Annotated in this window: 15 protein-coding genes, 1 rRNA gene and 1 riboswitch; of the genes, 13 read left to right on the top strand and 3 right to left on the bottom strand. The window is 71.1% G+C overall.

From position 1 onward, the window contains the following. The 11 genes from rrf to ACIPXM_RS35310 all read left to right on the top strand — a co-directional run. A 5S ribosomal RNA gene (rrf, locus tag ACIPXM_RS35360) occupies window positions 1-93 on the top strand; the annotation flags it as partial. Window positions 94-234: 141 nt separating this feature from the next. After that, window positions 235-855 (top strand): CDP-diacylglycerol--glycerol-3-phosphate 3-phosphatidyltransferase, encoded by a 621-nt coding sequence (pgsA, locus tag ACIPXM_RS35355; protein WP_401664229.1) that lies wholly within the window; start codon window positions 235-237, stop codon window positions 853-855. Between the two features lie 103 nt (window positions 856-958). Then, on the top strand, window positions 959-3454 hold the full coding sequence (locus ACIPXM_RS35350) for a sugar phosphate nucleotidyltransferase (protein ID WP_401664226.1): 2496 nt from the start codon (window positions 959-961) through the stop codon (window positions 3452-3454). A gap of 122 nt (window positions 3455-3576) precedes the next feature. Next, complete coding sequence (locus ACIPXM_RS35345) at window positions 3577-4515, top strand: DUF881 domain-containing protein (protein ID WP_401664223.1); 939 nt, start codon at window positions 3577-3579, stop codon at window positions 4513-4515. After that, window positions 4512-4844 (top strand): small basic family protein, encoded by a 333-nt coding sequence (locus ACIPXM_RS35340; protein WP_015032176.1) that lies wholly within the window; start codon window positions 4512-4514, stop codon window positions 4842-4844. The genes ACIPXM_RS35345 and ACIPXM_RS35340 overlap by 4 nt, the downstream gene beginning before the upstream one ends. A 5-nt stretch (window positions 4845-4849) precedes the next feature. Then, a complete protein-coding gene (locus ACIPXM_RS35335; RefSeq protein ID WP_401664240.1) occupies window positions 4850-5824 on the top strand; it encodes a DUF881 domain-containing protein in 975 nt (324 codons plus the stop codon). Between the two features lie 60 nt (window positions 5825-5884). Further along, a complete protein-coding gene (locus tag ACIPXM_RS35330; RefSeq protein ID WP_401664238.1) occupies window positions 5885-6850 on the top strand; it encodes an FHA domain-containing protein in 966 nt (321 codons plus the stop codon). A gap of 28 nt (window positions 6851-6878) precedes the next feature. Beyond that, window positions 6879-7637, top strand: coding sequence for a MerR family transcriptional regulator (locus ACIPXM_RS35325; RefSeq protein WP_401664220.1), 759 nt, complete (start codon window positions 6879-6881; stop codon window positions 7635-7637). Window positions 7638-7701: 64 nt separating this feature from the next. Continuing rightward, a complete protein-coding gene (locus tag ACIPXM_RS35320) occupies window positions 7702-8175 on the top strand; it encodes a bifunctional nuclease family protein (RefSeq protein WP_128976543.1) in 474 nt (157 codons plus the stop codon). Between the two features lie 287 nt (window positions 8176-8462). Beyond that, window positions 8463-9095, top strand: a complete 633-nt coding sequence (locus tag ACIPXM_RS35315) for a MerR family transcriptional regulator (RefSeq protein WP_401664216.1) — start codon at window positions 8463-8465, stop codon at window positions 9093-9095. A gap of 90 nt (window positions 9096-9185) precedes the next feature. After that, window positions 9186-10628 carry a DNA polymerase IV gene (locus ACIPXM_RS35310; RefSeq protein ID WP_401664213.1) on the top strand — a complete coding sequence of 481 codons (1443 nt, stop codon included), beginning with the start codon at window positions 9186-9188 and terminating at the stop codon, window positions 10626-10628. Window positions 10629-10687: 59 nt separating this feature from the next. Here the strand turns inward: ACIPXM_RS35310 and ACIPXM_RS35305 are convergent, their stop codons facing one another. Continuing rightward, window positions 10688-11068 (bottom strand): PRC-barrel domain-containing protein, encoded by a 381-nt coding sequence (locus ACIPXM_RS35305; RefSeq protein ID WP_401664210.1) that lies wholly within the window; start codon window positions 11066-11068, stop codon window positions 10688-10690. A gap of 114 nt (window positions 11069-11182) precedes the next feature. Beyond that, window positions 11183-11282, top strand: a riboswitch (glycine riboswitch). Window positions 11283-11460: 178 nt separating this feature from the next. Between ACIPXM_RS35305 and gcvP the strand changes: the two genes are divergently transcribed. Continuing rightward, window positions 11461-14346 carry an aminomethyl-transferring glycine dehydrogenase gene (gene gcvP, locus ACIPXM_RS35300; protein ID WP_401664207.1) on the top strand — a complete coding sequence of 962 codons (2886 nt, stop codon included), beginning with the start codon at window positions 11461-11463 and terminating at the stop codon, window positions 14344-14346. 94 nt (window positions 14347-14440) lie between these two features. Here the strand turns inward: gcvP and ACIPXM_RS35295 are convergent, their stop codons facing one another. Beyond that, window positions 14441-14647 carry a DUF5999 family protein gene (locus ACIPXM_RS35295; RefSeq protein WP_401664203.1) on the bottom strand — a complete coding sequence of 69 codons (207 nt, stop codon included), beginning with the start codon at window positions 14645-14647 and terminating at the stop codon, window positions 14441-14443. A gap of 309 nt (window positions 14648-14956) precedes the next feature. Next, window positions 14957-15592, bottom strand: coding sequence for a hypothetical protein (locus tag ACIPXM_RS35290; RefSeq protein ID WP_401664200.1), 636 nt, complete (start codon window positions 15590-15592; stop codon window positions 14957-14959). A 506-nt stretch (window positions 15593-16098) separates the two neighbouring features. On the opposite strand from ACIPXM_RS35290, the gene ACIPXM_RS35285 reads away from it, so the two are divergent. After that, window positions 16099-17637, top strand: coding sequence for a glutamate--cysteine ligase (locus ACIPXM_RS35285; protein ID WP_401664197.1), 1539 nt, complete (start codon window positions 16099-16101; stop codon window positions 17635-17637). Window positions 17638-17692: the final 55 nt, after the last annotated feature.

Raw genomic sequence — 17692 nt, 5'->3', positions numbered from 1 at the left:
ACGCCCGGTTACATTCCGAACCCGGAAGCTAAGCCTTTCAGCGCCGATGGTACTGCAGGGGGGACCCTGTGGGAGAGTAGGACGCCGCCGAACAAATTTTGAGCCTCAACCCCTGGACCACGTCCAGGGGTTGAGGCTTTTTTGCGTTCCGGACACCCCTGTGCGGCCTCCCGGCGGTGCTGAGGGTAAGGTCAGGGGGCACATCGTCAGCTCGTTCCCACAGGAGGCCCCCGGGTGGAGGTCCAGGAGACCCGCGTTCAGACGGACCGGGTACTCACCATCCCCAACATCCTCAGCATGGCTCGCCTCGTCGGCGTCCCCGTGTTCCTGTGGTTGATCCTCCGCCCCGAGTTCGGCGGACCCAAGAGCGACGGCTGGGCACTGCTCGTGCTCCTGTTCAGCGGTGTCAGCGACTACCTCGACGGGAAGCTCGCACGGCGCTGGAATCAGATCAGCAACCTCGGCCGGCTGCTCGATCCGGCCGCCGACCGGCTGTACATCCTTTCCACGCTCGTCGGCCTCACCTGGCGGGAGATCCTGCCGCTGTGGCTGACTCTCGTCCTTCTGGCCCGGGAGCTGATGCTCCTGGTGATGGTGGGTATCCTCCGGCGCCACGGCTATCCGCCGCCGCAGGTGAACTTCCTCGGGAAAGCCGCGACATTCAACTTGATGTACGCCTTCCCGCTGCTGCTCCTCAGTGACGGAAACGGATGGCTGGCGTCACTCGCTGAAGTTTTCGGGTGGGCCTTCGCCGGATGGGGTACAACTCTGTATTGGTGGGCAGGGATCCTCTACGTGGTCCAGGTCCGTCGACTCGTGAAGGCGGATACCGCGGCCGATCGAGCCCGTCCGTGAGTGCCGAGCAACGACGCCGGCAGTGATGAGGACGCCCGGGGGCCATTGCGCGGGCTGGTGAAGTCGGCAGGACCGTCGTCTCTTCAAGGAGGACGCTTCCGACATGAAGGCCGTCGTGATGGCCGGCGGCGAAGGCACACGCCTTCGCCCCATGACCTCGAGCATGCCCAAGCCTCTGCTGCCGGTGGTGAACCGGCCGATCATGGAGCACGTCCTACGACTGCTCAAGAGGCACGGTCTCAACGAGACCGTCGTCACCGTGCAGTTTCTCGCCTCGCTCGTCCGAAATTACTTCGGGGACGGCGAAGAGCTCGGAATGGAGCTCACGTACGCGAACGAGGAGAAGCCGCTCGGCACCGCGGGGAGCGTGAAGAATGCCGAGGAGGCGTTGAAGGACGACGCCTTTCTCGTCATCTCGGGGGATGCGCTCACCGACTTCGACCTCACCGATCTGATCCGCTTCCACAAGGAGAAGGGCGCCCTCGTCACGGTCTGTCTGACCCGGGTGCCCAATCCGCTGGAGTTCGGCATCACGATCGTCGACGAGGAAGGAAAGGTCGAACGATTCCTGGAGAAGCCGACCTGGGGCCAGGTCTTCTCGGACACGGTGAACACCGGCATCTACGTCATGGAACCCGAGGTGTTCGACTATGTCGAGGCCGACGTTCCGGTGGACTGGTCGGGTGATGTCTTCCCCCGTCTGATGAAGGACGGGAAGCCCATCTACGGCTATGTCGCCGAGGGCTACTGGGAGGACGTCGGCACCCACGAGAGCTATGTGAAGGCCCAGGCCGACGTCCTGGAGGGCAAGGTCCAGGTCGACATCGACGGCTTCGAGATCTCCGAGGGCGTCTGGGTCGCCGAGGGCGCCGAGGTCCACCCCGACGCGGTGCTGCGCGGTCCGCTGTACATCGGCGACTACGCCAAGGTGGAAGCCGACGCCGAGGTGCGCGAGCACACCGTCATCGGCTCCAACGTGGTCGTCAAGAGCGGTGCCTTCCTCCACAAGGCCGTCATCCACGACAACGTCTACATCGGGCAGCAGAGCAATCTGCGCGGCTGCGTCATCGGCAAGAACACCGATGTGATGCGATCGGCCCGGATCGAGGACGGGGCCGTCATCGGTGACGAGTGCCTGATCGGTGAAGAATCGATCGTGCAGGGCAATGTGCGGGTCTACCCGTTCAAGACGATCGAGGCCGGCGCCTTCGTCAACACGTCCGTCATCTGGGAGTCCCGCGGCCAGGCCCACCTCTTCGGGGCCCGCGGGGTGTCCGGCATCCTCAACGTGGAGATCACCCCCGAGCTGGCCGTACGGCTCGCCGGGGCGTACGCGACCACCCTGAAGAAGGGCGCGACCGTCACCACGGCGCGTGACCACTCCCGGGGTGCGCGGGCCCTGAAGCGGGCGGTGATCTCGGCGCTGCAGGCCGCCGCCATCGACGTACGGGATCTGGAGAACGTACCGCTGCCGGTGGCCCGGCAGCAGACCGCGCGCGGGTCCGCGGGCGGGATCATGGTGCGGACCTCGCCCGGCGTGCCGGACTCCGTCGACATCATGTTCTTCGACGAGCGGGGCGCCGACCTCTCGCAGGCGGGACAGCGCAAGCTCGACCGGGTCTTCGCACGTCAGGAGTACCGGCGGGCGTTCCCCGGGGAGATCGGCGACCTGTCCTTCCCGGCCAGCGTCTTCGACTCGTACACCGGGTCGCTGCTGCGCAACGTGGACACCTCGGGGATCGCCGAGGCGTCCCTGAAGGTGGTCGTCGACGCCTCCAACGGCAGTGCCGGGCTCGTTCTGCCCAGTCTCCTCGGGCGGCTCCAGGTCGACTCGCTGACGATCAATCCGGGGCTCGACGAGTCCCGGCCGACCGAGTCGGCGGAGAGCAGGAGAGCCGGTCTGGTGCGGCTCGGGGAGATCGTGGCGTCGGCGCGGGCCGCGTTCGGGGTGCGCTTCGACCCGGTGGGCGAGCGGCTCTCGCTCGTCGACGAGCGGGGCCGGATCATCGAGGACGACCGGGCGCTCCTGGTGATGCTGGACCTGGTGGCGGCCGAGCGGCGGTCCGGGCGGGTCGCCCTGCCGGTGACCACCACCCGGATCGCCGAGCAGGTCGCCGCGTACCACGGCACCCAGGTGGAGTGGACGACGACCTCGCCCGACGACCTCACCAGGGTCGGCCGGGAGGAGTCGACGATCTTCGGCGGCGACGGGCGCGGCGGCTTCATCGTGCCCGAGTTCAGCAGCGTCTTCGACGGGGCCGCGGCCTTCGTGCGGCTGATCGGGCTTGTCGCTCGGACACAGCTCACGCTGAGCCAGATCGACGCCCGGATTCCGCGGGCCCATGTGCTGCGGCGGGACATCCCCACGCCGTGGGCGGTCAAGGGCCTGGTGATGCGCCGGGTGGTGGAGGCGGCAGGCGACCGGTCCGTGGACACCACCGACGGCGTGCGGGTGGTGGAGACCGACGGGCGCTGGGTGATGGTGCTGCCTGACCCGGCCGAGGCCGTCACCCATCTGTGGGCCGAGGGCCCCGACGACGCCTCCGCCCAGGCGCTGCTCGACGAGTGGTCGGCCGTGGTCGACAGCGCAGGTCACTGACGGATCCCCGGCGGCCCCGCCGCGCGGTGGGGCGGGCGGGCCGGGAGGTACTCGCGGGTACCTCCCGGCCCGGCGGAGGGGCCATTCGGCGGTAGGGCGTACGACGTGCGACGATGTGCGGCATGTCGCAGCAGCCCCCCGTCCGGAGCACCGGAGCAGGTTCGCCACCGGCGCGTCCGGACGCGTCCATGTCGCTGCTGAACAACGTGATCGACCACGCCCTCGACGACGGCTACGCGGAGGCTTCGGCCCGCCGCGCCGCGGAGGGCGGCGGGCTGCCCCGTACCGTACGGTCCAAGCTCGGTCTCGCGGCCGGTCTGGTGCTCGCGGCGGCCGTGGTGACGCTCGGCGCGGCCGAGGCGCGGGTGTCGGCGCCGGTGGTCGCGAAGGAGCGGCAGGATCTGATCGACCGGATCGAGTCGGAGACGTCCACGGCCGACAAGCTGGCGGAGGACGTCGAGCGGATCCGTGACGAGGTGGGGGAGCGGCAGCGCAAGGCGCTCGAACAACACGGTGGTGACCAGGCCGAACTGGTGGCCCTCCTCTCGGGGGCGACGCCGGTGCACGGTCCCGGCGTGAAGCTGGTCGTCGACGACGCCAAGGGCACCTCCGACACCGGGGGCGGCGGTCCGCGCGAGAGCAGTGGGTTCTCGGACACCGGCCGGGTGCGCGACCGGGACATGCAGCGGGTCGTCAACGGGCTGTGGGAGTCGGGCGCCGAGGCGGTCGCGATCAACGGGCAGCGGCTGACCGCGCTGTCGGCGATCCGGGCGGCGGGCGACGCCATACTCGTCGACAACAAGCCACTGGTGCCGCCGTACACGGTCCTCGCGGTCGGTGACGGGCGGCGGCTGAGCACCGCCTTCCAGGACAGCGCAGACGGGCAGTATCTGCACGCGCTGCAGGAGAACTTCGGGATCCGTACGAGCATCTCGGCCGAGGGCGACGTGCGTCTGCCGGCCGCGCCGAGCCTGATCGTACGTACAGCAGAGCCGAGGGGAGCCGGGGCGGCGAAGGCCACCGGGCGGGCCACGGCCGACACAGGGAAGGGCACATCTTGATCGCCGTACTGGGCCTGATCGTGGGAGTCGTGGTCGGACTGTTGGTCCGGCCCGAGGTTCCGGCGGTGGTCGAGCCCTATCTTCCGATCGCCGTGGTCGCCGCCCTCGACGCGGTGTTCGGCGGCCTGCGGGCCATGCTCGACGGGATCTTCGTCGACAAGGTCTTCGTCGTGTCGTTCCTGTCGAACGTGGTCGTGGCGGCGCTGATCGTCTTCCTCGGCGACAAGCTGGGCGTGGGCGCGCAGTTGTCGACCGGTGTGGTCGTCGTCCTCGGCATCCGGATCTTCTCCAACGCGGCCGCGATCCGGCGCCACGTCTTCCGGGCGTGACACCGATGAACGAGCGCGAGAACGACAGCGAGAACACGCCCGGGAGCAGGCCCGAGGGCACTCCCGCGGACGGGAACGGAAAGCGGCCCGAGGGCGACGGCGGTACACCGCAGCCGCCCCAGGCACCTCAGCCGCCCCGCCCGCCGCACCACCACGCCCTGCCGCCCCGACGGCCCCAGCCGCTGCCCCCGGTCGCCGAACCGGCCCCGCAGACCCCGCCCTCGCCTCAGGCGGCCCCGGCCGCGCCGGGCGGGTCCGGCACCAGCGGCCGGCAGCGGCTCGCCGCGAGCCTGTGGCCGCCGCGGATCACCCGCGCCCAACTCATCGTCGCCGTGCTGCTGTTCGTGCTCGGCCTCGGCCTGGCCATCCAGGTGCGGTCGACCAGCGACAACAGCGCGCTGCGCGGCGCCCGGCAGGAGGACCTGGTCCGGATCCTCGACGAACTCGACGACCGCACGCAGCGCCTCGAGGACGAGAAGACCCGCCTGGAGACCCAGCGCAACGAGCTGGAGTCGAGCTCGGACCAGGCCGAGGAGGCCCGTAAGCAGACCCAGGAGAAGGAGCAGCAGCTCGGCATCCTGGCCGGCACGGTCGCCGCGCAGGGGCCCGGCATCACCCTGACGATCAAGGACCCGACCGGCGCGATCGAGTCGGACATGCTGCTCGACGCCATTCAGGAGCTGCGCGCGGCCGGCGCGGAGGCCATCCAGGTCGACGGTGTGCGGGTGGTCGCGGACAGCTACTTCTCCGGCAGCGGAAGCGACATGAAGATCGATGGAACGCGAGTGGCCGCTCCGTACGTCTTCAAGGTCATCGGCAAGCCGGAGGATCTGGAGCCCGCGCTCAACATCCCCGGTGGCATCGTTCAGACATTGGAGAAGGAGCAGGCCACGGCCACGGTGGAGCGTTCCGGGAAGATCGTGGTCGATGCCTTGCGGCCCGCGAAGCGGCCTGACTACGCTCAGTCGTCCTCGCAGTGAGGCGGGGCTGATGACGGTCACGCGGCAAGGGCATGACCTTGCGGGGGGTCGCCGCACCACATCGGTGGTGCGTGGTGGAAACTGTCGAGAGCGTACGGACGTTGTGAGGATGTCCGGGTCGGCAGGTGTGTTCAGTCAGGGTTCGTCCTGCCCCACGGGCGGGTCTGTTTCGGTCAAGGGGAATCGCCCGTGAAGTTGTTTGCGAAGTTGTTCGGCAAGAGCGGACGCGAGGACGGCGGCAACGCCAGGCATCGCGCGCCGCGTCACGCCCAGGGCGTGGAGGAAGACGGCGGCGAGCGCCCCCTCTTCCGTGACGAGGTCGGTGGCCAGGCCGGTGACATTCCGGGCGGACCGGGCGCGTCGACTGTTGACCCTGCCGGTGCCGCGCGCATAGGTTTCGGAGAACCATCAACCTCAGGTACGGGTGGAGGGTTCACCCCCGACCCGTACGCGACCCAGACCTCCGCGGGGCAGCCGCGGCAGGAGGACGCGTCCATGCCGGTGTGTACGAGGTGCGGTCACCGCAACACGGCGGACAGCCGTTTCTGCTCCCACTGCGGCGCGCCGCTGCGCGGCCAGGCTGTGCCGGAGCGGGCGTCCGAGACGACCTCGACGATCTCCATCTCGGGCCTCGAGGCGTACGAGGCGGAGATCACCGGTCAGACCCAGCTTCCGTCGCTGTCGCCCGAGGCGATCGCCGCGGTGGAGGCGCTGCCGCTCGGCTCGGCGCTGCTCATCGTGCGCCGCGGTCCGAACTCGGGCAGCCGCTTCCTCCTCGACGGTGAGCTGACCACGGCCGGCCGTCACCCGCAGAGCGACATCTTCCTCGACGACGTGACGGTGTCCCGCCGCCACGTCGAGTTCCGTCGGCAGCCCGACGGCACCTTCACGGTGTCGGACGTCGGCAGCCTCAACGGCACCTACGTCAACCGCGAGCCGATCGACTCGGTCGTGCTCACCAACGGTGACGAGGTGCAGATCGGCAAGTACCGGCTCGTGTTCTTCGCGAGCCAGCGGGGCGTGTGACGCCCCGGAGAACCTTCAGGGAAGGTCCATGCTGCGTACACCGACGGGCGGTGCCGGGTTCGGCGCCGCCCCCGCGGGCGAACGGCTGGTCAGCATCGGCACGGTGCTGAGCCAGCTGCGCGACGAGTTTCCCGAAGTGACCATCTCCAAGATCAGGTTCCTGGAGGCCGAAGGGCTCGTCGAGCCCCGCCGCACGGCCTCCGGCTACCGGAAGTTCAGCGCGCAGGACGTGGAGCGGCTCGCGTCGATCCTGCGGATGCAGCGGGACCACTATCTCCCGCTGAAGGTCATCCGCGAGCACCTGGACGCCCTCGCGCGGGGCGAGCAGGTCCGGCTGCCCGCGCCCGCCGGACCCCAGCGCGATCTGCTCGAAGGGGCCCTGGACGGCCCCTGGGACGGGGATCAGGACCGGCCCACGGCGGCCCGGCTCGGCCGGGCCGAGCTGCTGGCCGCCGCCGAGGTGTCCGAGGCCGAGCTGGCCGAATGGGAGTCGTACGGGCTGATCGCCGCCACTGAAGGCGGCGGCTACGACGCGGAGGCCGTCACCGTCGCCAAGCTCGTGGCGGATCTGGGGAGATTCGGTCTCGAACCGCGGCACCTGCGGGCCGTGAAGGCCGCCGCCGACCGGGAGGCCGGGCTCGTCGAGCAGGTCGTCGCACCGCTGCGCCGGCACCGTAACCCGCAGACCAGGGCCCATGCGGAGGCCACCGCGAAGGAACTGGCCGCGCTCTCCGTACGGCTGCACGCGGCACTGGTGCAGACCTCGCTCGGGGTCCGGTTGCAGTGATCTTCGGACGGCCTTCGGGCGGCCCGACTACCCAAACCGGTCGGGCACGTCCTAGGGTTGCTGTGTGAACGAGCTCGACGTTGTGGGTGTCCGGGTGGAAATGCCCTCCAACCAGCCGATCGTGCTCCTGCGTGAAGTGGGAGGCGACCGGTACCTCCCCATCTGGATCGGACCGGGTGAGGCGACCGCGATCGCCTTCGCCCAGCAGGGCATGGCCCCCGCCAGGCCGCTGACGCACGACCTCTTCAAGGACGTCCTGGAGGCCGTGGGGCAGGAGCTCACCGAGGTCCGGATCACGGACCTGCGGGACGGCGTCTTCTACGCCGAGCTGGTCTTCGCCAGCGGTGTCGAGGTCAGTGCCCGGCCGTCCGACGCGATAGCGCTGGCGCTGCGCACCGGGACGCCGATCTACGGCAGCGACGGGGTGCTCGACGACGCCGGGATCGCGATCCCGGACGAGCAGGAGGACGAGGTGGAGAAGTTCCGCGAGTTCCTCGACCAGATCTCGCCCGAGGACTTCGGCACCAGCAACCAGTAGGCCCCGCGAGCGGGCCGCCGGGCACGGCGCCCACCGGGGTCGCCACGCGGTCCGGAAGACGGCCCGGGGCAGGTCGCGGAGGGTGATGTCGCCCGATCGGGCGATCGCCCGGAGGGCCCTTCTCGGCGGGCGCCGCCGGAGCATTCGAGTAGCCTTCCCGGCGAGAGCTTTAGGGAAACCACTCTTCGGGTGATTATCACTCGGCGTGCCGAGTGTGGCGATCGTTGACGCACCCCGAGCGACTGCCTACCTTCGTGTGGGCAGGTCAAGGACGGAGGGTCGGCGTGATGAGCAGCGGCGACGGTACGGCAGGGGGCTTCCTGGGGCGTGCGCCCGGGGAGAAGGGCCCGTATCCGCTTCACGGCAGTGTGGGCGACCTCGGTACGGACCCGGGCGCGGGCGCCACGGCGCCGGACGCGGGGACGGAGACGGTCGGTTACCGCGGGCCCACGGCCTGTGCGGCGGCCGGCATCACCTACCGCCAACTGGACTACTGGGCGCGCACCGGGCTCGTGGAGCCGAGCGTGCGGCCCGCGTACGGGTCGGGGACGCAGCGGCTGTACAGCTTCCGCGACGTCGTCGTCCTGAAGATCGTCAAGCGTTTCCTCGACACCGGGGTCGCGCTGCAGAACATCCGCGCCGCGGTGCAGCACCTGCGGGCCAGGGGCTTTCGGGACCTGGAGCGGATGACGCTGATGAGCGACGGCGCCACCGTCTACGAGTGCTCCTCGCCCGACGAGGTCGTCGGCCTGCTCCAGGGCGGGCAGGGCGTCTTCGGCATCGCGGTGGGTGTCGTGTGGCGGGACGTCGAGGCGGCGCTCTCGCAGCTGCACGGCGAGCGGGTCGACACCGGCGAGACGCTGATCGGGCACAACCCGGCGGACGAGCTGGCGCGGCGGCGGCGCGACCGGGCGGTCTGACCCGCCGGGTCGGTGCCCGCGGGGCGCCGGACGCGCCGTTCGTACGGCCGTGCGGGTCGATTGTCAGTGGCGTAGGGCAGCATCGGAACCGTGAGAGCCGCGCCCACCATCCTGCATCTCGACATGGATGCCTTCTTCGCCGCCGCGGAGCAGGCGTCGAAGCCGAGCCTGCGCGGAAAGCCCGTGGTGGTCGGCGGGCTCGGGCCGCGCGGGGTGGTCGCCACCGCGTCGTACGAGGCACGCCGCTTCGGGGTGCATTCGGCGATGCCGATGGCGCAGGCGCGCAGGCTCGCGCCGAACGCCGCCTATCTGGTGCCGCGCTTCTCCTTCTACCGGGCGATCAGCGGGCAGGTCATGGAGCTGCTCGGTTCGCTGTCGCCGCTGGTGGAGCCGCTGAGCCTGGACGAGGCGTTTGTCGACCTGGAGGCGGGTGGGCTCGCCGACGACAGCGCGAGCGCGCGGGCGACCGGGGAGCGGCTGCGGGCCGACATCCTGGCGACGACCGGGCTGACCGGGTCGGTGGGGCTCGCCGGGACCAAGATGCTCGCGAAGATCGCTTCCGAGGAGGCGAAGCCGGACGGTCTGGTGCTGTTCGAGCCGGGCACCGAGCGGGAGCTGCTCGGGCCGCGGTCGGTCCGGATCATCCCGGGTGTCGGTCCGGCGACCGGTGAGCATCTGCGGCGGGCCGGGATCAGCACGGTCGCCGAGGTGGTGGAGGCGGGCGAGGACGAGCTCGTACGGCTCCTGGGGCGCTCGCACGGGGCCTCGCTGTACCGGATGGCGCTCGGGGACGACGACCGTCCGGTGGTGGCCGAGCGGGACGCGAAGTCGGTGTCGGTGGAGGACACCTTCGCCGTCGACATCCACGACCGGCTGCGGATCCGCCTTGAGGTGGAGCGGCTCGCGGAGCGGTGCGTGGCGCGGCTGCGGGGCTCCGGGCACTCGGGGCGGACGATCGTCCTGAAGGTGCGGCGGTACGACTTCTCGACGCTGACCCGGTCCGAGACGCTGCGCGGGCCGACGGACGATCCGGTGGTCGTGCGGGAGGCGGCGACGCGGCTCCTGGAGCTGGTGGACACCACGGGCGGGGTGCGGCTGCTCGGGGTCGGGGTGAGCGGCCTCGCGGACTACACGCAGGAGGATCTGTTCGCGCAGTTCGCCCAGGCGGCGGCGGACCAGGCGGCGGAGGCCGCGGGAGCGGCGGAGGTGCCCGAGCCTGCGCCGTCAGGGGCCGCCGGGGCGGCCGGGCCGGGTCCGGCCGCGCTCGCCGTCGCCGAGGACCGGTCCGACGTGGCCGCCGCCCCGGAGACGGCGGCCGCGACCGCCGCACGGTGGTGGGCGGCGGGCCATGACGTCCGGCACGTGGTGCACGGCCCCGGCTGGGTGCAGGGCAGCGGCCTCGGCCGGGTCACCGTGCGCTTCGAGGAGCCGGGCTCGGCGCCGGGCCGGGTGCGGACCTTCTCGGTCGACGACCCGGAGCTGACGCCCTCGGACCCGCTGCCGCTGGTGGAGGGCGGGGCGACCGGCGCGTGACGGCGCCGCCCGGGACCGCCCGTACCGTCCGTACCGTCCGCGCTTCCGGCGTCTTCCCGTCAGGTGTCCTCCTGGCCCGCGAGCCTGCCGAAGTCCCGGTCCCGGTGGAAGGCGTCCGGAGGCGGGGGCGGCAGGGACAGGCTGTAGTGGCGGTAGAGCTGGAGTTCCTGCTCGGGGGAGAGGTGGCGGCCGACGCCGAAGTCCGGGGCGTCCTTGATGAGGGCGCGCTCGTAGGGGATGTGGAGGCCGTCGCGGGCGAGCTCGCTGGGCTCCAGGGGGACGAAGGCGTCCCGGCTGAAGAGGCCGGTGCGCAGGGCCGCCCATTCGGGGACGCCCGTCGCGTCGTCCAGGTACACCTCGTCCACGGTGCCGATCTTGTGTCCGTTCCGGTCGAACGCCTTGCGGCCGATCAGGCTGCGCGGATCGATATCGGTCTGCACGGTCCCTCCAACTGGTCGCAACTGCTCTACAAGAACTACAAAAGTGCACATCTGGGATGTCGGCCACTTGAGCGATGGGAGAAGGAACCGCGCTGGTAGGCTGGCTGTGGCTGTTAACCCCGCGCGGGAGAGTCCTCCGGAGAAACCTTTCGGAGGCGCCGAAGGAGCAAATCCTCCCCGGAATCTCTCAGGCACCCGGTACCGCGCGGACGAGGTCACTCTGGAAAGCAGGGCGGGCGTCGACGGCTCCCACCCTCACCGACGGTGAAAGCCGGTCCGCCGCGAGGCACGGCCGGTGAAGCTCTCAGGTTGAGATGACAGAGGGGGAGGCCGTCCGGGCACCCGCGCCGCGGTGCCCCTCGTAGGTCGTGACGACCAGGAGGCCCCCGTACATGACCGCCAACCGCATCCCGCTCTCCGAGCTCGAGCAGGGCATCCCCTTCGAGCAGCGGCACATCGGACCCGACGCCGAGGCGCGGGCCAAGATGCTCGCCCAGGTCGGTTACGGGTCGCTCGACGAGCTGACGGCCGCCGCCGTGCCGGACGTCATCAAGAACGCCGAGGCGCTGGCCCTGCCGGCCGCCCGCACCGAGGCCGAGGTCCTCGCCGAGCTGCGCGTGCTCGCCGACCACAACCAGGTCGTCGCGCCGATGATCGGCCTCGGCTACTACGGCACGTTCACGCCGCCCGTCATCCTGCGCAATGTCATGGAGAACCCGGCCTGGTACACGGCGTACACGCCGTACCAGCCGGAGATCTCGCAGGGCCGCCTGGAAGCGCTGCTCAACTTCCAGACCGTGGTCGCCGACCTCACCGGCCTTCCCACCTCCGGCGCCTCGCTGCTCGACGAGGGCACCGCCGCCGCCGAGGCCATGGCGCTCTCCCGCCGCGTCGGCAAGGTCAAGAACGGTGTCTACCTGATCGACGCCGACGCGCTGCCGCAGACCGTCGCGGTCATCCAGACCCGCGCCGAGCCGACCGGTGTCGAGGTCGTCGTCGCGGACCTGTCCGCCGGCATCCCCGCCGAGATCGCCGAGCGCGGTGTCTTCGGCGTGCTGCTGCAGTACCCGGGCGCCTCCGGCGCCATCCGGGACATCAAGCCGGTCATCGACCAGGCCCACGAGCTCGGCGCCGTCGTCACCGTCGCCGCCGACCTGCTCGCCCTGACCCTGCTGGCCTCGCCCGGCTCGCTCGGCGCCGACATCGCGGTGGGCACCACCCAGCGCTTCGGCGTGCCGATGGGCTTCGGCGGCCCGCACGCCGGTTACATGGCCGTCCAGGACAAGCACGCCCGCTCGCTGCCCGGCCGCCTGGTCGGCGTCTCCGTCGACGCCGACGGCAACAAGGCGTACCGGCTGGCCCTGCAGACCCGCGAGCAGCACATCCGCCGCGAGAAGGCCACCAGCAACATCTGCACCGCCCAGGTGCTGCTCGCCGTCATGGCCGGCATGTACGCCGTCTACCACGGCCCCGACGGCCTCAAGGGCATCGCCCGGCGCACCCACCGGTACGCGGCGATCCTCGCCGCCGGGCTCAGGGCCAGTGGCGTCGAGCTGACCCAGGGCGCCTTCTTCGACACCCTGACCGCCCGCGTCCCCGGCCGCGCCGACGCCGTCGTCGCCGCCGCCCGCGACGGCGGGGTCAACCTCCACCGCGTCGACGCCGACCATGTGTCGATGTCCTGCGACGAGACCACCGGCCGCGCCCAGCTCGCCGCCGTCTGGGAGGCGTTCGGCGCCACCGCCGACGTCGCGGCCCTCGACGAGGTCACCGAGGACGGGCTGCCGGCCGACGCGCTGCGCACCGACGCCTACCTGACCCACCCGGTCTTCCACGCGCACCGCTCCGAGACCTCGATGCTGCGCTACCTGCGCAAGCTCGCGGACCGCGACTACGCGCTCGACCGCGGCATGATCCCGCTCGGCTCCTGCACCATGAAGCTGAACGCGACCACCGAGATGGAGCCGGTGACCTGGCCCGAGTTCGGCCAGATCCACCCCTTCGCGCCGATCGACCAGGCGCGCGGCTACGTCACCCTGATCACCGAGCTGGAGGACCGCCTCGCCGAGGTCACCGGCTACGACAAGGTGTCGATCCAGCCGAACGCCGGTTCCCAGGGCGAGCTGGCCGGTCTGCTCGCGGTCCGCGCGTACCACCGCGCCAACGGCGACCTGCAGCGCACCGTCTGTCTGATCCCGTCCTCCGCGCACGGCACCAACGCCGCCTCCGCGGTGATGGCCGGGATGAAGGTCGTCGTCGTCAAGACCGCCGAGGACGGCGAGGTCGACGTCGAGGACCTGCGCGCCAAGATCGAGCAGTACCGCGACGAGCTCGCCGTGCTCATGATCACCTACCCGTCGACGCACGGCGTCTTCGAGGAGCACGTCTCCGAGATCTGCGGCATGGTGCACGACGCGGGCGGCCAGGTGTACGTCGACGGCGCCAACCTCAACGCGCTGGTCGGCCTCGCCAAGCCGGGCCACTTCGGCGGCGACGTCTCGCACCTCAACCTGCACAAGACCTTCTGCATCCCGCACGGCGGCGGCGGCCCCGGTGTCGGCCCGGTCGCGGTGCGCGCCCACCTGGCCCCGTACCTGCCGAACCACCCGCTCCAGCCCACCGCGGGCCCGGAGACCGGCGTCGGCCCGATCTCGGCGGCCCCGTGGGGCTCGGCGGGCATCCTGCCGATCTCCTGGTCGTACGTGCGCCTGATGGGCGGCGAGGGCCTGAAGCGGGCCACCCAGGTCGCCGTCCTCGCGGCGAACTACATCGCCAAGCGCCTGGAGCCGCACTACCCGGTGCTCTACACCGGCCCGGCCGGGCTCGTCGCGCACGAGTGCATCGTCGACCTGCGCCCGCTGGCCAAGGCCACCGGTGTCACCGTCGACGACATCGCCAAGCGCCTGATCGACTACGGCTTCCACGCGCCGACCATGTCGTTCCCGGTGGCCGGCACGCTGATGATCGAGCCCACCGAGTCCGAGGACCTGGTCGAGATCGACCGGTTCTGCGACACGATGATCGCCATCCGCGGCGAGATCGAGAAGGTCGGCTCCGGCGAGTGGCCCGCCGAGGACAACCCGCTGCGCAACGCCCCGCACACCGCGGCCGCGCTCGGCGGCGAGTGGAACCACGCCTACAGCCGGGACGAGGCCGTCTTCCCGGCCGGTGTGGTGGCCGCGGACAAGTACTGGCCGCCGGTCCGCCGGATCGACGGCGCCTTCGGCGACCGGAACCTGGTCTGCTCCTGCCCGCCGCTGGACGAGTACGACAACTGACCCACGACGGGTACGACATGAGGGCCGGTGCGGAGAACTTCTCCGGGCCGGCCCTCGGCGTTTCCCTCGTACGTGGTGCTCCCCGTCGGCCCGCTCAGGCCGCCGTCGTCACCCCGGCCGCCGTCAGCGGGCGGTGCGGGGCGATGATCTGTCCGTCCGGCAGCAGCTCACCGGTGTCCTCGAACAGCAGGACGCCGTTGCACAGCAGGCTCCAGCCCTGTTCCGGGTGGTGCGCCACGAGGCGGGCGGCCTCCCGGTCGGCTGAGGTCGCGATGGGACAGGCAGGCTGGTGCTGGCACATGGATGGATTCTTTCGCTGCGTCGTGGTGGATGTGCTGCGGCTCTTCGTCGGCATGGCCGCCCCCGTCGGTCGGTTCGGTTCCGGTCCACAGTCTTGCCCCACGGACGGCGTTCCGCAGGGATTTCGCGGCAGCTCGTCCTCTCCTGTGAAGACGCATCACCCGCAGGGGCGGTTCAGGCCAACCGCACCGTCCCTTCGGGGGGTTCGGGGTGGTCATAGTGGGCTAGTCCGAACGGGAGCAGCGTCGGACAGCAGTGCGCCCCGGGGGCCCAGCGGCCCCGGGGCGGGTCGGCGGCCGGTCCGGACCGCTCAGGCCGTCGCCGTGGCGGCCGAGCCGAGCAGCGGCGGCGGCGTCCGGCGGGTCCTGATCACCGGCAGCAGATCGGCCATCCGGTACGGGCGGTCGGCGGCGATCCCGGGCGGCGCGGGGGCCAGCGGGACCAGCAGATCGGCCGCGCCCGGCTCGGTCGAGGCGCCGTCCGCCGCGGTGTCGGCGTGCAGCCACAGCGTCAGCATGTACAGCTCCGGCACCGAGAGCAGCCGCGGCTGGTACGGCGTGGCCAGCGCCTCGGCGCGCATCAACGCCCGTTCGGTGGCGAGTACATAGGGACCCTCGAAGAAGTGCGAGAAGGCCCAGCCGTCCGGGGTGAGCATGGTGTCGGCGGCGGCGATCGCCCGTTCACCGTCGCGGACCAGGAAGCGCCAGCCGGTCAGCCGGGTGTGCGAGGGCAGCGGCCCGGCGGGCGGCGCGGGGCGCTGCCCGGGGCGGGCCCCGGTGTGCTCGGCGGACGCGAGCACATGGACGGGCAGCGGCAGTTCGGGGCTCAGCGGTCCCTGCGCGGTCCGCAGGGCCGGTGTGCGCGCCTCGCGGACCGCCGAGGGCGAGCCGAGGGCCGCGAGGACACTGCGGAGGGCCGGCGCGGGGGCCGGGGAGGGTCGGAGCATGATGGGTCGCCTCTCACTCAGGAGACACGGTGGCGCGTGGGCGGGTACGACGACGCTGTCAGCGACGGGCCAGAGCGGGGGGCCCCGCGTGCGGGGGCGTGCGCAACACTCTGCCTCGTTCGCGGAGTTTATACGACATGTGTTCACACAGTGTTTCCGCTAGGCGTCGCCGATATTCCTGACAAGGCGTCATTCGGTCGTATTACCAGGCCGATTCGCCGGAACGCGCCCCTCCGCCGGAACGCCCGCCTGCACTTTCACCGCTGGAGCGGGTCGGCCGAATCATGACCCCGGTGCGCCAGTACAGCCCCGAGAATATGACCGCGGAATATGTCGGACCCGAATTGCCTGAGGTCACTGCCAGCTGCCGAAGCCGCACCAGACTATCCCGTCACACCTCGCCCGCACAGGCGTTGTCGATCAGCCGATTGGGCATCATGGTCCGAGACGCGCGCGGCCGTCGCGGCGGCCGCCCACTCACGACGTGCTCGGGGAGGGACGCTTCGATGGGGGAGAAGGTCGTGGCCGACGGGTTCGGCCCGTCCGACCGGCAACGCTATCGCCGAAAGCTCCAGCAATGCCTGGCGGCGCTCGCGCGGTTGCTCGCGGAGAAGCGGTTCGACCGCCCCCGCAATCTGATGGGCGTGGAGATCGAACTCAATCTCGCGGGCGACGACGGGCTGCCCCGGATGCTCAACGCGCCGGTCCTCGACCTGATCGCGAGCCCCGATTTCCAGACCGAACTCGGAATGTTCAATCTGGAAGTGAACATCGCGCCGCACCGGCTCGACGGGCACGTATTCGACCGGCTCGCGGAGGAACTGCGCACCGGACTCGGATATGCCGACCGCAAGGCCAGGGAAGCCGGCGCGGGCGTGGTGATGATCGGCATTCTGCCGACCCTCACCCAGGACGACGCGGTGCTCTCCAACCTCTCGGTCGCCGACCGCTACACGCTGCTCAACAACCAGATCCTGGCCGCCCGCGGCGAGGACTTCACGCTCGACATCCACGGCGTCGAACGGCTCCTGTGCACCGCCGCCTCGATCGTGCCCGAGGCCGCCTGCACCTCGGTCCAGCTGCACCTGCAGGTGACCCCGCCACGGTTCGCCAACCTGTGGAACGCGGCCCAGGCCATCGCCGGGGTGCAGATCGCCGTCGGCGCCAACGCGCCCTTCCTGTTCGGGCACGAACTGTGGCGCGAGTCCCGCCCGCCGCTGTTCACCCAGGCCACCGACACCCGGCCGCCCGAACTCCAGGCCCAGGGGGTGCGCCCGCGCACCTGGTTCGGCGAGCGCTGGGTCGACTCGGTGTACGACCTCTTCGAGGAGAACCTGCGCTACTTCCCCGCGCTGCTGCCGATCTGCGAGGACGAGGACCCGCTGCGGGTGCTCGACGAGGGCGGGGTCCCCAAGCTCCAGGAACTGGTGCTGCACAACGGCACCGTCTACCGCTGGAACCGGCCGGTGTACGGCTGGGTCGACGGCGTCCCGCACCTCAGGGTGGAGAACCGGGTGCTGCCCGCCGGACCGACCGTCACCGACGTCGTCGCCAACGCCGCCTTCTACTACGGACTGGTCCGGGCGCTCGCCGAGGAGTCCCGGCCGGTCTGGAAGCGGATGGACTTCGCCGACGCCGACCACAACTTCGACACCGCCTGCCGCCACGGCATCGACGCCGAACTGCGCTGGCCGCGCCCCGGCCGCTCCGGCGGCGTCGGCACGGTCCCGGCCGTGAAACTGGTCCTGGACGAGCTGTTGCCGCTGGCCGCGGCCGGGCTCGACGCCTGGCACATCGAGCCGCGCGACCGCGACTTCTATCTGGGCGTGATCGAGGAGCGCTGCCGCCGCCGGGTGAACGGCGCCTCCTGGCAGGTCGACACCTTCCACGAGGCACTGCGCGCCGGCCTCGACCGCCCGGCCGCACTCGCCGCGACCACCCGCCGCTACCGGGAACTGATGCTGACCGGCGAACCCGTGCACACCTGGCCGGTCGGGACCGACGCGACCGTGCCGGGGCTCGAAGGCGGGGTGCCCGCGACCTAGGTAGGGTTCCCGTACCCGTAAGCGCTGGGGAATGGGAGACAGGTGTGGTGTCTGA

Origin of the sequence: Streptomyces sp. NPDC090025 (assembly GCF_044748125.1) — a bacterium.
Classification (GTDB): Bacteria; Actinomycetota; Actinomycetes; order Streptomycetales; family Streptomycetaceae; genus Streptomyces.
The sequence above is the reverse complement of the archived record's forward strand: the minus strand, read 5'-3'. Positions and strand labels throughout refer to the sequence as shown.

What these genes read in the sequence shown, in the direction of transcription:
- ACIPXM_RS35350 (WP_401664226.1), top strand. Translation starts at nt 959, where the DNA reads ATGAAGGCCGTCGTGATGGCCGGCGGCGAAGGCACACGCCTTCGCCCC.
- ACIPXM_RS35345 (WP_401664223.1), top strand. Translation starts at nt 3,577, where the DNA reads ATGTCGCAGCAGCCCCCCGTCCGGAGCACCGGAGCAGGTTCGCCACCG.
- ACIPXM_RS35335 (WP_401664240.1), top strand. Translation starts at nt 4,850, where the DNA reads ATGAACGAGCGCGAGAACGACAGCGAGAACACGCCCGGGAGCAGGCCC.
- ACIPXM_RS35325 (WP_401664220.1), top strand. Translation starts at nt 6,879, where the DNA reads ATGCTGCGTACACCGACGGGCGGTGCCGGGTTCGGCGCCGCCCCCGCG.
- ACIPXM_RS35315 (WP_401664216.1), top strand. Translation starts at nt 8,463, where the DNA reads ATGAGCAGCGGCGACGGTACGGCAGGGGGCTTCCTGGGGCGTGCGCCC.
- gcvP (WP_401664207.1), top strand. Translation starts at nt 11,461, where the DNA reads ATGACCGCCAACCGCATCCCGCTCTCCGAGCTCGAGCAGGGCATCCCC.
- ACIPXM_RS35295 (WP_401664203.1), bottom strand. Translation starts at nt 14,647, where the DNA reads ATGTGCCAGCACCAGCCTGCCTGTCCCATCGCGACCTCAGCCGACCGG.
- ACIPXM_RS35290 (WP_401664200.1), bottom strand. Translation starts at nt 15,592, where the DNA reads ATGCTCCGACCCTCCCCGGCCCCCGCGCCGGCCCTCCGCAGTGTCCTC.
- ACIPXM_RS35285 (WP_401664197.1), top strand. Translation starts at nt 16,099, where the DNA reads ATGGGGGAGAAGGTCGTGGCCGACGGGTTCGGCCCGTCCGACCGGCAA.